The sequence below is a fragment of the Bacillus sp. ILBB4 genome (assembly GCF_035064545.1).
In the GTDB taxonomy this organism is placed as follows: domain Bacteria; phylum Bacillota; class Bacilli; order Bacillales; family Bacillaceae_H; genus Priestia.
In genome coordinates, this window is record NZ_JAIQVD010000018.1 from 34,743 (window position 1) to 49,409 (window position 14,667).

Here is a 14,667-nt window from a genome sequence, read left to right on the forward strand (position 1 = left end):
TAATGAGGAGGGGATTTTTTTATGAAAAAAGGTACATTGAAACAGATGTTGGTCATTACGGACGGTGGTTCGAATACAGGTGAAGATCCAGTAGCAATGGCAGCACTGGCTAAAGAACAAGGGATTAGTGTAAACGTTATTGGTGTGATGGAAGAGGACACAATTGATGAGCAAAGCACGAATGAAATAGAAGGCATTGCCATGTCAGGCGGTGGCGTGAGTCAAATTGTTTACGTAAAACAGCTGTCTCAAACTGTTCAAATGGTTACAAGGCAGGCAATGACGCAAACACTTCAAGGCGTTGTAAATAAAGAACTTCAGCAAATTCTAGGTTCCTCTAATTCAAGATTAGAAGAGTTATCTCCTGAGAAGCGAGGAGAAATCATGGAAGTTGTTGATGAACTTGGGGAAACGGTTGACTTAGAGATTCTTATTTTAGTTGACATGAGCGGAAGTATGAAAAATAAGCTTCCTACTGTAAAGGAGTCGCTGTTAGATTTATCGTTAAGCTTGAATGCTCGCATGGGGCATAATCAATTTTCAATCTTTTTATTTCCTGGGAAAAAGAAAGACGTAGAGAAGCTAATGGACTGGAATCCAAGGTTAGAGTCGCTTTCAACGATTTTTCCGAAACTAACAGCAGGAGGTATTACGCCTACTGGACCGGCTATCAAAGAGGCTACTCATTATTTCACCAAAAAGCGCTCATTGAGAGGGTTGTTAAAAAATAATGAACAATACATTGAAGAATCAGGTATGTAACCTATCTCCGGGAACAGAAATTCAAGGAAAATGGCATCACGTCCATTATAAAATTCTTGAGAAATTAGGCGTGGGGGCAACTGGAGTTGTCTATTTAGTTCAATTAGTAAACGGAACGCTAGCGGCGTTAAAAATAAGCTTTTCCAACATGTCCGTTACAGCAGAAGTGAATGTATTAAAAAAGCTCTCTCAAGTCAAAGACAAAGTGCTAGGACCGCGCTTACTTGATGTAGATGATTGGAGCTATGGTTCTCACGCTCTTTCTTTTTATGTAATGGAATATGTGAAAGGGCAGCCTCTCCTTTCCTTTATCTCAACAAGAGGGACAGAATGGCTGCAAGTATTTGCAAGTCAGCTCTTAACAGACTTAGAAAACCTTCATGAAGAAGGGTGGATATTTGGCGATTTAAAACCAGAAAACCTGGTCGTAACATCTAACCCCGTAAAAGTTCGGTGGATTGACGTCGGGGGAACAACTCTACAAGGGCGGTCAATAAAAGAATTTACCGACTTTTATGATCGAGCGCACTGGGGGCTTGGCTCCCGAAAAGCAGAACCAACCTATGATTTGTTTGCTGTATCTATGGTTTTGATTCACGCAGCTTATGGCAAGCGAATTAATAAAACAGACAAACCAGCTGAACAATTAAAACAATTTATATTAACAACAAAGCAGTTAGAACCTTTCGGAGACGTTTTGTATCAAGCGGTTACGGGAAAGTATAAGTCAGCTAAAGAAATGAAAACAGAGGTGTTATCGGTCGAAAAAAGAAGAGGGGCAAAAAGTAAGGGAACAAAGCCTCAAAACGTTCGTCAACCGTCTGCCCCTCGTGTTAAAGTAAAGAAGAAGCGTTCTCACGTGTTAGAGACGCTACTACTTTGTACGTCTGTAATGTTGATTTATATTTTGTATCTATTTATTCAAGTGCTATAAAGTTTGGAGAAATTGTGAAACTTTCCTTATAGTCATTCGTATAAAGTAAATTAATGATACATTATTGCGTGTACATTATAAGGATGAGTCATTCCTATGGAAAAGCAAGTGAACAATTTTATGACAAAACATCAGTTATTATCCGCAGGCTCTACAGTGGTTGTAGGTATTTCTGGTGGTCCTGATTCTTTAGCACTGCTGCATTTCTTATGGAGTCTGAAAGAGCAAAAATCTCTCACGATTATTGCTGCTCATGTTGATCATATGTTCCGGGGCAAAGAGTCAAAGCAAGATATGGAATATGTGCAGAACTACTGCAAACAATTGAATATTAAATGTGAGGCGAAGCAGATTGATGTTACTGCCTATCAGAAGGAAAGAAAGTTATCTTCTCAAGTAGCAGCCAGAGAATGCCGCTATACATTCTTTAATCATGTTATGAAGAAGCACAAAGCAAATCTTCTTGCATTAGGACATCACGGAGATGATCAGATTGAAACGATGTTAATGCGAATGGTCCGAGGCAGTACGATGAATGGATACGCAGGGATGCAGCCCAAGCGGCCATATGCGGATGGATTTATTATTAGGCCGTTCCTAGCCGTAACGAAAGAAGAAATCAATCGCTACTGTAAGCTACATGGCCTTACCCCTCGGATTGATCCGAGTAATGAGAAAGACTCGTACACAAGAAATCGGTTTCGTCATTACGTTTTGCCATTTTTAAAGCAAGAAAACGCAGCTGTACATGAAAAATTTCAACAATTTAGCGAGAACTTGCATGAAGATCAAGCATACTTAGAGGAATTAACGACCGGTGTGATGAATAAAGTAATGAGAAAGAAATTGCAAAATGAAATTCTCATTGATAGAGATTGTTTTCTAAGGATACGCAAGCCTTTACAAAGGCGTGGTATTCAACTAATATTAAACTATCTCTATAAAGAAATTCCTCCAACCCTTTCCTCAGCGCATATTGACATGTTAGTAGGATTTTGTGAAAGTGAAAAACCGTCTGGTACGCTTGACTTTCCAAATGGTTTGCGCATTATCCGATCTTACAACGACTGTCTTTTCACCTTTAATGAGGGGAACATCGAGCCATATGAATTTATTGTTCCGATTCCAGGGGTCGTCGAGCTTCCAAATGGTCACCAGCTTATTTGTGAAATACATAATAAAGTCGAAGATATAAAAGGAAACGATGTTTTTCTTTTAGATGAAGCTCACGATTTACAATCATTAAAGGTAAGGACACGAAAAAATGGCGATAAAATGCGAGTAAAGGGCATGAAGGGACATAAAAAAGTAAAGGATATTTTTATCGATGAAAAAATCCCTTTACAATTCAGAGATCATTGGCCGGTAGTGGAAGATAGCCAAGGAACTATTTTGTGGCTACCTGGTTTGAAAAAATCTGCTTATGAACTGCATACACATAAGTCCAGATATGTTATTTTATACTATAAGTAGCGAAAACTTCTAGGAGGCAAGTAAGGAATGAAGCAGGATATTCAAGAAATTTTGATTTCAGAAGAAGAAATACAACAGAAAGTAAAAGAATTGGGTAAGCTATTATCTGAGGAATACGCTGACCGTTTTCCCTTGGTAATCGGTGTATTAAAAGGCGCTATGCCTTTTATGTCTGATCTAATTAAGCGTGTTGATACATATTTAGAAATGGATTTTATGGATGTATCAAGTTATGGCAATGCGATGGTTTCTTCTGGTGAAGTAAAAATCCTAAAAGATTTAGATACATCAGTTGAAGGTCGAGACATTCTTATCTTAGAGGATATTATCGACAGCGGCTTAACGCTTAGCTATCTTGTAGAGTTATTCAAGTACCGTAAAGCTAAGTCAATTAAGATTGTCACACTCTTAGACAAACCAACAGGTCGTAAAGCATCTATTAAAGCAGATTACGTTGGATTTGAAGTACCTGATGCATTCGTAGTAGGGTATGGGTTAGATTATCAAGAAAAATATCGTAACCTGCCGTATATTGGGGTTCTTAAACCGCAAGTATACAGCAATTAATAAGCACATATCCAAGTGCAATTTATTGGATAGGATAAATGTTCTATGTTAGTATTGAATACAGTATTTGTTTATCGTGGGAGGAGGTAAGAAATGAATCGGATCTTCCGTAATACCATCTTTTATTTACTTATATTTTTAGTCATTATTGGCGTGGTAAGCTTCTTTAGTGGCTCTAATCAAAAAGCAGAACCAATGAGATACGATACATTTGTTCAACACTTAGACAAAGGTGATGTAAAATCACTCTCTATGAAGCCTGAAAGAGGCGTGTATGTTGTGCAAGGGAAGTTAGATTCTTATAAAAAGGATCAAACGTTCCAAACTTACATCGTAGATGGTGACAAAGCACTTGATCGTATTGACGCTGCTTCAGAAAATAATCAAGTAGAAGTTGATTTTAAACCTGCTGATGAAACAAGCGGCTGGGTAACGTTCTTTACGTCAATCATTCCGTTTGTTATTATTTTCATCCTATTCTTCTTCTTACTGAACCAAGCTCAAGGTGGCGGAAGCCGCGTTATGAACTTCGGTAAAAGTAAGGCTAAGCTTTACAGTGAAGAAAAGAAAAAGGTTAAATTTAAAGACGTAGCTGGTGCAGACGAAGAAAAGCAAGAACTTGTGGAAGTTGTTGAGTTCTTAAAAGATCCTCGTAAATTCGCAGAGCTAGGTGCAAGAATTCCGAAGGGTGTCTTACTTGTGGGACCTCCTGGTACTGGTAAAACATTATTAGCAAGAGCTGTTGCTGGTGAAGCAGGCGTTCCTTTCTTCTCTATCAGTGGTTCAGACTTTGTTGAAATGTTTGTTGGGGTCGGTGCTTCTCGTGTTCGTGATCTATTCGAAAATGCGAAGAAGAATGCTCCATGTATTATCTTTATTGATGAAATCGATGCTGTAGGTCGTCAACGTGGCGCAGGTCTTGGTGGCGGACACGATGAGCGTGAACAAACATTGAACCAATTGCTTGTTGAGATGGATGGTTTTGGTGCTAACGAAGGTATCATTATCATTGCAGCAACAAACCGCCCGGATATCTTAGATCCAGCGTTATTACGTCCAGGCCGCTTCGACCGTCAAATTACGGTAGATCGTCCAGATGTAAATGGCCGTGAAGCAGTGCTTAAAGTACATGCTCGCAATAAGCCTTTAGATGAATCAGTAAACTTAAAAGCAATTGCTATGCGTACGCCAGGTTTCTCAGGTGCAGATCTCGAAAACTTGTTAAACGAAGCTGCCTTAGTAGCTGCTAGACAGGACAAAAAGAAAATTGAAATGGTTGACATTGACGAAGCAACAGACCGCGTAATTGCAGGTCCAGCTAAGAAAAGTCGAGTTATTTCTAAAAAAGAACGCAATATTGTTGCTTATCATGAAGCAGGACATACAATTATCGGTGTCGTATTAGACGAAGCTGATATGGTACATAAAGTAACCATTGTTCCACGTGGGCAAGCTGGTGGATATGCTGTTATGTTACCAAAAGAAGATCGCTACTTTATGACGAAGCCAGAGCTGCTGGATAAAATTGTTGGATTGCTTGGTGGTCGCGTAGCTGAGGAAATTATTTTCGGCGAAGTGAGTACAGGTGCTCACAATGACTTCCAGCGTGCAACAAGCATCGCTCGTAAAATGGTAACAGAATACGGTATGAGTGAAAAGTTAGGACCAATGCAATTCGGTCAATCACAACAAGGCCAAGTATTCTTAGGTCGTGATTTACACAGTGAACAAAACTACAGTGATGCGATTGCTCATGAAATTGATAATGAAATCCAACGTTTCATTAAAGAAAGCTATGAGCGTGCGAAGCAGATCTTAACGGAAAACCGTGACAAGTTAGAGCTTGTAGCTCAAACATTGTTAGAAGTAGAAACGTTAGACGCTGAGCAAATCAACCACTTAGTAGATCATGGAACTCTTCCAGACCGTTCTAGTCACGTAACAGATGAAGATGTTAAAGTAAACATCCAAACAAAGACAGACGATGAAGAGCCAAAAGCATAAGACAATAAAAATCAGTGGAGATATTCTCCACTGATTTTTTTATGAGCAAAAGTTAGATTTGATAAAAGGTTTTCGTATATATGGTGGATAAGTAGGATATCCACTAGAGAATCGTGTCATTATATTCCTATTTTATCTAGAATATACACGTCTATTTACCAGTTATGGTATGATGGTTTCAGTGTGAATACTGAATTTATATAAAGTGGTGATTGAAATGATTTTTGTATTAGATGTTGGAAATACGAATACGGTATTAGGTGTATACGATGGAGATGAATTAAAGTATCATTGGCGTGTAGAAACAAGCCGTAATAAAACAGAAGACGAGTATGGCATGACAATCAAAGCCTTGCTTGAGCACGTTAGTTTATCTTTTAAAGATATTCATGGTATTATTATTTCCTCTGTTGTTCCTCCTATTATGTTTGCATTGGAGAGAATGTGTCAAAAGTATTTTCATTTAAAGCCGCTTGTTGTTGGTCCTGGAATTAAGACGGGTTTAAATATTAAATATGAAAATCCGCGTGAAGTGGGAGCAGACCGTATTGTAAATGCTGTTGCTGGAATTCAGCTATACGGAAGCCCTTTAATTATCGTTGATTTTGGTACCGCAACCACGTATTGCTATATTGATGAAAATAAGCAATATATGGGTGGTGCGATTGCCCCTGGTATTAATATTTCGACAGAAGCTCTTTATTCAAGAGCATCTAAGCTTCCGCGAATTGAAATTGCGCGACCAAATAGCATTGTGGGAAAAAATACAGTATCTGCGATGCAAGCAGGTATTTTATATGGATACGTTGGACAAGTAGAAGGAATTGTAGCAAGAATGAAAGAGCAAGCAACAGTAAATCCTAAAGTTATTGCTACTGGAGGACTCGCAACATTGATTGCTAAAGAGTCGGATATTATTGATATTGTGGATCCATTTTTGACTTTAAAAGGATTGCAAATAATTTATACAAAAAATATGGAGTAAGAGGTGTATATTATGGGTGACTATTTAGTAAAAGCACTAGCCTACAATAGTCAAGTTCGCGCTTATGCAGTAAAAACAACGGATACAGTTGGAGAAGCGCAGCGCCGTCACTATACATGGCCTACAGCCTCTGCAGCATTGGGACGTTCAATGACTGCGGGAGTCATGATGGGGGCTATGCTAAAGGGTGAGCAAAAGCTAACAATTAAAATTGAAGGCCGCGGCCCAATTGGCGTTATTTTAGTAGACAGCAATGCTAAAGGGGAAGTGCGCGGATATGTAACGAATCCACAAACGCACTTCGATTTAAATCAGCATGGAAAATTAGATGTAGCACGTGCTGTAGGTACAGATGGCACGCTAAGTGTCGTAAAAGATATCGGAATGCGTGATCAATTTAACGGACAAGTACCTATTGTATCGGGAGAATTAGGAGAGGATTTCACGTATTATTTTGTGACATCTGAACAAGTCCCATCTTCAGTAGGTGTAGGTGTACTTGTTAACCCTGATAACACGATCTTAGCTGCGGGCGGATTTATCATTCAGCTTCTGCCAGGAACAGATGATAAAACGATTACAGCTATTGAACAACGCTTACAGACGATTGAACCAATTTCAAAACTGATTCAAAAAGGTCTTTCTCCTGAAGAAATCTTAGAAGAAGTTCTTGGAAAAGAAAATGTAAAGTTTCTGGAGACAATGCCTGTAGAGTTCAAATGTCAGTGCTCAGAAGAAAGAATTGCCAATGCTATTATCAGCTTAGGACAAGAAGAGATTCAATCGATGATTGAGGAAGACGGCCAAGCTGAAGCCCAGTGTCATTTCTGTAATGAGACCTATCGTTTTGATAAAAAGCAGCTTGAAGAAATGAAAGAACAAGCAATTTAAATGAAATAAAAGATTCTTAAAAGGCGTCATTTTATAAATGAGCGCCTTTTTTTATAGATAATAAGTTCTATTTCTGTATATATTGATCTAAAAATATAACAAAATTAGGTAAATAGAAAGACAAAATGATTGACAATTTAGAAAACATCTGATAAATTGTATACAAAATCAATAAAATTAGTTGGTATTAGGAGTGGTCATATGGCACGTATTGCAAATTCAATTACAGAGTTAATTGGTCAAACACCAATCGTAAAACTAAACCGTCTAGTTGAAGAAGATATGGCGGATGTATATTTAAAATTAGAATTTATGAACCCGGGGAGCAGCGTAAAAGATCGTATAGCATTAGCGATGATCGAAGATGCGGAAGCAAAAGGTGTGTTAAAACCTGGCGACACAATCATTGAACCAACAAGTGGTAACACAGGAATTGGCTTAGCAATGGTAGCTGCAGCAAAAGGATACCGTGCTATTTTAACAATGCCTGAAACGATGAGTATTGAGCGTCGTAATCTGCTTCGTGCGTACGGTGCAGAGTTAGTGTTAACACCAGGTCCAGAAGGAATGAAAGGGGCGGTTAATAAAGCAACTGAGCTTGCAAAAGAGCACGGCTACTTTATTCCTCAGCAGTTCCAAAACGAGGCGAACCCAGAAGTGCACCGTCAAACAACGGCTAAAGAAATTATCGAGCAGTTTGGCGATCAGCTAGATGGATTTGTGGCAGGTATCGGTACTGGCGGTACTATTACAGGTGCTGGTGAAGTGTTAAAAGAAAAGTACCCAAATATCAAAATTTATGCGGTAGAGCCAGCTGATTCTCCGATTTTAAGCGGTGGTCAACCAGGACCTCATAAAATTCAAGGAATTGGTGCAAACTTTGTTCCGGATACGCTTAACACGGAAGTATATGACGAAGTTGTCGCTGTTCAAAACGAACAAGCTTTTGAATATGCCCGTAAAGTAGCAAAAACAGAAGGTGTACTAGTAGGTATCTCTTCTGGGGCTGCGATTTATGCTGCGTTAAAAGCTGCAAAACAGCTTGGAAAAGGTAAAAAAGTGTTAGCGATTATTCCAAGTAACGGTGAGCGTTACCTAAGTACTCCATTGTTCCAATTCGAGGAACAAACACAAGCATAAAAACGATAAAAAAACAGCTTCTATATGAAGCTGTTTTTTTTCATCTAAGAATCATGTAAAATGAAAGCAGGTGATTTATTTTTAGGAGAGTGAACAAATGCAGCAAAGAATGACTTGGGGCGAATCTATTTCTATCTCTAAAAACCAATGGTTCAAAAAATATCAAGAGTTGTCAAAAGAAGAACCGAATCATATCCTGCTTGAAAGCGGTCGAGGCGGAAAGTTTCAAATGATGGGATTAAAATCTGTAGCCATTTTGCGAGGCGAACAAAACGAGCTTCATATCAAAACGGATGACCAAGCTACTGTTCAAAAAGGTAATCCGCTTCATCTTATGCGAGACTGGATGAAGAAGTTTGAATCAGAGGTGAATCCAGATCTTCCTCCTTTTCAAGGTGGAGCAATTGGCTTTATTAGCTATGATTATATCCGCTATGTAGAAACCATACCTGACCTTGCTGAAGATTCATTGAAAACGCCGGACGTTTATTTCCTTATTTTCGATGACGTATTTGTATACGATCAAGAAAAGGAAAAGCTCTGGATTATCGTTAATGACGAAGCAGATTGTAAAGAGCAGGCACATAAGCGTATTGATCAATACAAAAAGGACTGGATGGAGGCAAGTGCTGAAGGACTCTCATATGAGCGGATTCATCGTGTTGCCGAAAAGAGTGAGGTTTCGATGTCTGAAGCTGCTTTTTCAGATGCCACAACTCGCGTACATGAGTACATTGGGCAAGGCGATGTGTTTCAAGTGAACTTATCTGTTCGACAGTCTCAACAGCTTCAAACTCATCCTATGCATATCTACGAACAGGTACGAAAAATCAACCCGTCTCCTTACATGTCTTATATGCAGACAGAAGAATTTTACATTGTGAGCTGTTCACCAGAACTATTAGTGAAAAAAGCCGGTGATGAAATCAGTACGAGACCGATTGCGGGAACGCGCTCTCGCGGTAAGGATGATCAAGAAGACCAACAGTTAGCGGATGAGCTTATTCATAACGAAAAAGAGCGTGCAGAGCATGTGATGCTTGTTGACCTGGAGCGTAATGATCTTGGTAGAGTAAGCGAATATGGTACCGTACATGTTGACGAGTTTATGGTTATTGAAAAATATTCACATGTCATGCATATTGTGTCTAATGTAAAAGGCAAGCTCGCGCGCAGCAAAGATTTTGTAGATATCGTAGATGCGGTTTTTCCTGGAGGGACGATTACTGGAGCACCTAAAGTTCGTACAATGGAAATCATTGAAGAACTTGAACCAGTTCGACGAGGAATTTATACAGGATCGATTGGTTGGATTGGGTTTAATGGAGATATGGAATTAAATATTGCGATTCGCACTATGATTATTCAAGACGGCCAAGCTTATGTGCAGGCTGGTGCGGGTGTTGTGATTGATTCAAATCCGAAACACGAATACAAAGAATCACTGAAAAAAGCAATTGCACTATGGAAAGCAAAAGAGCAGAGCGAAAATGAGCTGAGTGAGGGTGAGTAAAGATGATATTAATGATTGATAATTATGATTCTTTTACGTTTAATTTAGTACAGTATTTAGGTGAGCTAGGGCATGAGCTTCTTGTAAAAAGAAATGATGAAATTACACTTTCTGAAATTGAAGTGCTAAATCCAGATTTCTTGATGATCTCCCCGGGACCATGCAGTCCTAACGAAGCGGGAATCAGTCTAGAAGCCATCGAGTATTTTGCAGGTAAGATTCCAATATTCGGCGTATGCTTAGGGCATCAGTCGATTGGGCAAGCTTTTGGAGGGAATGTGATTCGTGCGGATAAATTAATGCACGGTAAAACATCTGAAATGCATCATGATGGCCGTACTATCTTTAAAGGTCTTGATAATCCGTTCACGGCAACGAGATATCATTCTTTGATTGTAGAAAAAAGTTCACTGCCGGATTGCTTTGAGATTTCAGCGTGGACAGCAGAAGATGAAATTATGGCGATTCGCCATAAATCATTACCTATTGAAGGAGTACAGTTCCATCCTGAATCTATCATGACTTCTTACGGTAAAGAAATGCTGAAGAATTTTATTGAAACTTACGAAAAAAAGCGAGTGTAATGATATGTATATATACGTAAATGGCGAAGTAAAGCCTGCGTCTGAAGCCACTATTTCTCCGTTTGATCACGGATATATGTATGGCCTAGGGCTGTTTGAAACGTTACGAGTTTATGAAGGTCATCCATTTTTAGTGGAAGACCATCTGGATCGACTGTGTAGCAGCTTACGTGAATTAAATATTGTATGGGACTACTCTACACAGGACGTGTTGGGAATCATTAATAGTCTGTTAATGAAAAACAATGAGAGAAATGCGTATGTTCGATTAAATGTCTCAGCAGGAAATGGCGGAATTGGCTTGCAGGTGGAAGAATACGACAAGCCATCTACAATCGTATATATGAAATCAATGCCTCATCCATCGAGCCCCCTTGTAAAAGAGGGGCTTATTCTTGAGACGAAGCGAAATACGCCCGAAGGAACCATGAGATTAAAGTCTCATCATTATTTAAACAATGTACTAGCTAAGCGAGAAGTTGGTTCAGACTTAAATAAAGAGGGTATCTTTTTAACAAAAGAAGGGTTCTTAGCCGAAGGTATTGTGTCAAATTTATTTTTTGTAAAAGGTGATTGTGTATATACGCCGTCTCTTGAAACAGGTATCTTAAATGGAATTACGAGACAGTTTATCTTTACGCTTTTACAAAAGAAAAACATAGAGGTTGTAGAAGGCTTATTTACGGTGGAACAGCTCTTGGAGGGTGATGAAGCTTTCGTTACAAATTCCATTCAAGAAATCGTACCTCTTCGAAGTATAAAGGATAAGCAGTTTTCAGTAGGAGACCATACGCTGACAGCTCAGTTGCAAAAAGAGTATCGCTCTTACACTCTGTCGCTAATGAGTCGACACGAGCTACATGTATAAAAGCGAAAGGAGAGGCTAAAGATGGATAAAATTTATGTGAATGATATGCGTTTCTATGGATATCATGGCGTATTTCCAGAAGAAAATAAATTAGGGCAGCGTTTTCACGTGGATTTAGCTGTAGAACTGGATTTAAAGCAAGCCGGTACTACGGATAATTTAGAATACTCGGTGAGCTATGCAGATTTATACCAAACATGCCAGGAAGTCGTAGAGAAGCGCACGTTCAAGTTAGTTGAAACGGTGGCCGAAACGATTGCATCTGAATTGCTTGCTAATTACGAACTCGTGCAGGCTTGTACAGTAAAGGTATATAAGCCCGATCCGCCAATTCCCGGTTATTATCAATCGGTAGCAATTGAAATTAAAAGGAGCCGTTGAATGACAACAGAAGCATATATTGCATTAGGATCAAATATTGAAAATCGAATGGAACATTTGAAGTCAGGAGTTACTGGCTTGATGAAACACTCTGAGGTTAAGGTAGTGGCTGTTTCATCTGTTTATGAAACGGCCCCGGTCGGGTATACGAATCAAGCAAGCTTTTTAAACATGGTAGTAAAAATACAAACAACGTATTCGTCAGAGCAACTTTTAGATTGTTTGCAAGCCATTGAACAAGCGGCAGGTCGAAAAAGAGAGATTGTATGGGGGCCTAGAACCCTTGATTTAGATATCTTACTTTATAGTAATGAAATCATTCATACGGATAGATTGAGCGTCCCTCATCCCCGAATGTTTGAACGGGCGTTTGTGATGGTTCCTCTAAACGAGCTAGCTCCATCTCTTATTCTCCCTGTAGCAGAAGAAAAAGTTGAAACCATCACAACACGTTTATCGGATTTAAAAGATGTAAAATTATTTCGAGAGCAAACAACTGGTATAATAGATATGTTCGAAAATAATAGTAATGATTTACATAAGTAAAAACGAATCTTATTAGTTGATTCATTTTTATATTGGCGTAAAGTAGAGTTCAGAGTAAAAAGTTTAAGGTTTGGGTTCGCAGGTTGTTGGTTTATTCGGTAGCTTGTTAGAGAAATCGAAGAAAAAGAGAAGCGAAGCAAGAATAAAGCGATTTGACATAGAGAAACGACTGAACCTATAATAATTTTAAAGAAACGTAGTAGTTGCCAGTAAACATGCTGGCCTTTTTTCTGTTTCGGAAAACTTAATTATACGATGGAGATGAGTAAACGATGAGTCATGAAGAATTAAATGATCAATTTCTCGTTCGTCGCGAAAAAATGAGCAACCTACGAGATCAGGGTATTGATCCGTTTGGTCAACGTTTTGAACGTACACATACATCACAGCAATTAATTAGTGAGTATGACGAGTTAACAAAAGAACAGTTAGAAGAAAATGAAGTGCCTGTGTCACTAGCTGGTCGTATTATGACAAAGCGTGGAAAAGGAAAAGCAGGTTTCGCTCACGTTCAAGATTTAACAGGACAAATTCAGCTTTATGTACGTAAAGATGCAATTGGCGAAGAACAGTACGAAATCTTCAGCAGCGTAGATATCGGTGACTTGGTAGGGGTTGAAGGTGTTTTATTCAAAACAAAAGTTGGCGAACTTTCTATTAAAGTAAAAGATTTTACGTTACTAACAAAAGCGCTTCGTCCACTTCCAGATAAATATCATGGTTTAAAAGATATTGAACAGCGCTACCGTCAACGTTACTTAGATTTAATTACAAACCCAGAAAGTAAACAAACATTTATCTCAAGAAGCCGCATTATTCAATCGATGCGCCGTTACTTAGATAATCATGGATACTTAGAAGTTGAAACACCGATGATGCATTCAATCGCAGGTGGAGCAGCAGCTCGTCCGTTTGTGACACACCACAATGCGCTTGATATGGAACTTTATATGCGTATTGCGATTGAACTTCATTTAAAACGTTTAATCGTAGGTGGATTAGAAAAAGTATATGAAATTGGCCGTGTATTCCGTAATGAAGGTGTATCTACACGTCACAACCCTGAATTTACAATGATCGAATTGTACGAAGCGTATGCGGACTACAAAGATATCATGGCTTTAACAGAGAACTTAATTGCACACATTGCGCAAGAAGTGCTTGGTACAACAAAGATTCAGTACGGCGACCAAGAGGTGGATTTAACTCCAGAGTGGACAAGACTTCATATGGTCGATGCTATTAAACAATATACGGGCGTAGACTTCTGGGGAGAAACATCTGTTGAAGAAGCTCGTGCTTTAGCGAAAGAACACGGGGTAGAAATCACTGAACACATGCAATATGGACATATTGTAAATGAATTCTTTGAACAAAAAGTAGAAGAGCAGTTAATTCAACCAACGTTCATTTACGGACATCCTGTAGAAATCTCTCCATTGGCTAAGAAAAATGCGGAAGATCCGCGTTTTACTGACCGTTTTGAGCTGTTTATCGTTGCGCGTGAACACGCGAACGCATTTACAGAGCTAAATGATCCAATTGACCAACGTGAGCGCTTTGAAGCTCAGTTGAAAGAGAAAGAACAAGGAAATGATGAAGCGCATGAGATGGATGATGACTTCATTGAGGCATTAGAATATGGTATGCCACCTACAGGTGGTCTAGGAATCGGTATTGACCGCCTTGTTATGTTACTAACAAATGCACCGTCAATCCGTGATGTACTATTATTCCCACACATGCGTCAGCGCTAAAAAAGAGATGGCTACGGCCATCTTTTTTTAGTTGATAATATTAGAAAATTTAAACTTTTAATTTACCTCTTGTTTTTATGAAAATGATTTGGTATATTTATATCTGTTGCTAACGCAGACAAGCGAAAACAACAAAAAGAAATAAAAAAGTTGTTGACATTACGTTAATAACTTGATAAGATAGTAAAGTCGCTCAAGAGCGGCGGTTGAACTTTGAAAACTGAACAAAGCGACAAACGTCAACGTTAATTTTTATTTTTTA

14 protein-coding genes are annotated in these 14,667 nt (G+C 38.8%); all 14 read left to right on the forward strand.

Going from position 1 to position 14,667, the window contains the following annotated elements; translation table 11 throughout:
• The first annotated feature begins 21 nt into the window (after positions 1 to 21).
• Positions 22 to 762 carry a VWA domain-containing protein gene (locus LAV82_RS29830; protein ID WP_013054881.1) on the forward strand — a complete coding sequence of 247 codons (741 nt, stop codon included), beginning with the start codon at positions 22 to 24 and terminating at the stop codon, positions 760 to 762.
• Positions 731 to 1,696, forward strand: a complete 966-nt coding sequence (gene prkT / locus LAV82_RS29835) for a serine/threonine protein kinase PrkT (RefSeq protein ID WP_211079553.1) — start codon at positions 731 to 733, stop codon at positions 1,694 to 1,696. The genes LAV82_RS29830 and prkT overlap by 32 nt, the downstream gene beginning before the upstream one ends.
• Before the next feature lie 96 nt (positions 1,697 to 1,792).
• Positions 1,793 to 3,169, forward strand: coding sequence for a tRNA lysidine(34) synthetase TilS (gene tilS / locus LAV82_RS29840; protein ID WP_013054883.1), 1,377 nt, complete (start codon positions 1,793 to 1,795; stop codon positions 3,167 to 3,169).
• Between the two features lie 27 nt (positions 3,170 to 3,196).
• A complete protein-coding gene (gene hpt / locus LAV82_RS29845) occupies positions 3,197 to 3,736 on the forward strand; it encodes a hypoxanthine phosphoribosyltransferase (protein WP_013054884.1) in 540 nt (179 codons plus the stop codon).
• A 93-nt stretch (positions 3,737 to 3,829) separates the two neighbouring features.
• Positions 3,830 to 5,740 carry an ATP-dependent zinc metalloprotease FtsH gene (gene ftsH / locus LAV82_RS29850; RefSeq protein WP_013054885.1) on the forward strand — a complete coding sequence of 637 codons (1,911 nt, stop codon included), beginning with the start codon at positions 3,830 to 3,832 and terminating at the stop codon, positions 5,738 to 5,740.
• A gap of 217 nt (positions 5,741 to 5,957) precedes the next feature.
• The gene (locus LAV82_RS29855) at positions 5,958 to 6,725 is read left to right on the forward strand and encodes a type III pantothenate kinase (protein ID WP_013054886.1); all 768 of its coding nucleotides are present in this window, start codon (positions 5,958 to 5,960) and stop codon (positions 6,723 to 6,725) included.
• A gap of 12 nt (positions 6,726 to 6,737) precedes the next feature.
• Positions 6,738 to 7,616: an Hsp33 family molecular chaperone HslO gene (gene hslO / locus LAV82_RS29860; RefSeq protein ID WP_013054887.1), complete on the forward strand. Its 879-nt coding sequence runs from the start codon at positions 6,738 to 6,740 to the stop codon at positions 7,614 to 7,616.
• A 201-nt stretch (positions 7,617 to 7,817) separates the two neighbouring features.
• Complete coding sequence (gene cysK / locus LAV82_RS29865; protein WP_499717515.1) at positions 7,818 to 8,756, forward strand: cysteine synthase A; 939 nt, start codon at positions 7,818 to 7,820, stop codon at positions 8,754 to 8,756.
• Positions 8,757 to 8,853: 97 nt separating this feature from the next.
• Positions 8,854 to 10,269: an aminodeoxychorismate synthase component I gene (gene pabB, locus LAV82_RS29870; protein WP_211079554.1), complete on the forward strand. Its 1,416-nt coding sequence runs from the start codon at positions 8,854 to 8,856 to the stop codon at positions 10,267 to 10,269.
• Positions 10,270 to 10,271: 2 nt separating this feature from the next.
• Entirely contained in the window at positions 10,272 to 10,853 is a 582-nt protein-coding gene (pabA, locus tag LAV82_RS29875; protein ID WP_013054890.1) for an aminodeoxychorismate/anthranilate synthase component II, read from the forward strand.
• A gap of 4 nt (positions 10,854 to 10,857) precedes the next feature.
• Complete coding sequence (pabC, locus tag LAV82_RS29880; protein WP_499717516.1) at positions 10,858 to 11,721, forward strand: aminodeoxychorismate lyase; 864 nt, start codon at positions 10,858 to 10,860, stop codon at positions 11,719 to 11,721.
• 21 nt (positions 11,722 to 11,742) lie between these two features.
• Positions 11,743 to 12,102 carry a dihydroneopterin aldolase gene (gene folB, locus LAV82_RS29885; RefSeq protein ID WP_013054892.1) on the forward strand — a complete coding sequence of 120 codons (360 nt, stop codon included), beginning with the start codon at positions 11,743 to 11,745 and terminating at the stop codon, positions 12,100 to 12,102.
• Positions 12,103 to 12,648 (forward strand): 2-amino-4-hydroxy-6-hydroxymethyldihydropteridine diphosphokinase, encoded by a 546-nt coding sequence (gene folK / locus LAV82_RS29890; protein WP_013054893.1) that lies wholly within the window; start codon positions 12,103 to 12,105, stop codon positions 12,646 to 12,648.
• 272 nt (positions 12,649 to 12,920) lie between these two features.
• A complete protein-coding gene (gene lysS / locus LAV82_RS29895; protein ID WP_013054894.1) occupies positions 12,921 to 14,405 on the forward strand; it encodes a lysine--tRNA ligase in 1,485 nt (494 codons plus the stop codon).
• Positions 14,406 to 14,667 lie beyond the last annotated feature (262 nt).

Excerpts from the sequence above, each read along its gene's own strand:
- LAV82_RS29855 (WP_013054886.1), top strand. The coding sequence starts at position 5,958 with ATGATTTTTGTATTAGATGTTGGAAATACGAATACGGTATTAGGTGTA.
- prkT (WP_211079553.1), top strand. The coding sequence starts at position 731 with ATGAACAATACATTGAAGAATCAGGTATGTAACCTATCTCCGGGAACA.
- pabA (WP_013054890.1), top strand. The coding sequence starts at position 10,272 with ATGATATTAATGATTGATAATTATGATTCTTTTACGTTTAATTTAGTA.
- tilS (WP_013054883.1), top strand. The coding sequence starts at position 1,793 with ATGGAAAAGCAAGTGAACAATTTTATGACAAAACATCAGTTATTATCC.
- LAV82_RS29830 (WP_013054881.1), top strand. The coding sequence starts at position 22 with ATGAAAAAAGGTACATTGAAACAGATGTTGGTCATTACGGACGGTGGT.
- pabB (WP_211079554.1), top strand. The coding sequence starts at position 8,854 with ATGCAGCAAAGAATGACTTGGGGCGAATCTATTTCTATCTCTAAAAAC.
- cysK (WP_499717515.1), top strand. The coding sequence starts at position 7,818 with ATGGCACGTATTGCAAATTCAATTACAGAGTTAATTGGTCAAACACCA.
- folK (WP_013054893.1), top strand. The coding sequence starts at position 12,103 with ATGACAACAGAAGCATATATTGCATTAGGATCAAATATTGAAAATCGA.
- lysS (WP_013054894.1), top strand. The coding sequence starts at position 12,921 with ATGAGTCATGAAGAATTAAATGATCAATTTCTCGTTCGTCGCGAAAAA.
- hpt (WP_013054884.1), top strand. The coding sequence starts at position 3,197 with ATGAAGCAGGATATTCAAGAAATTTTGATTTCAGAAGAAGAAATACAA.
- ftsH (WP_013054885.1), top strand. The coding sequence starts at position 3,830 with ATGAATCGGATCTTCCGTAATACCATCTTTTATTTACTTATATTTTTA.
- folB (WP_013054892.1), top strand. The coding sequence starts at position 11,743 with ATGGATAAAATTTATGTGAATGATATGCGTTTCTATGGATATCATGGC.
- hslO (WP_013054887.1), top strand. The coding sequence starts at position 6,738 with ATGGGTGACTATTTAGTAAAAGCACTAGCCTACAATAGTCAAGTTCGC.
- pabC (WP_499717516.1), top strand. The coding sequence starts at position 10,858 with ATGTATATATACGTAAATGGCGAAGTAAAGCCTGCGTCTGAAGCCACT.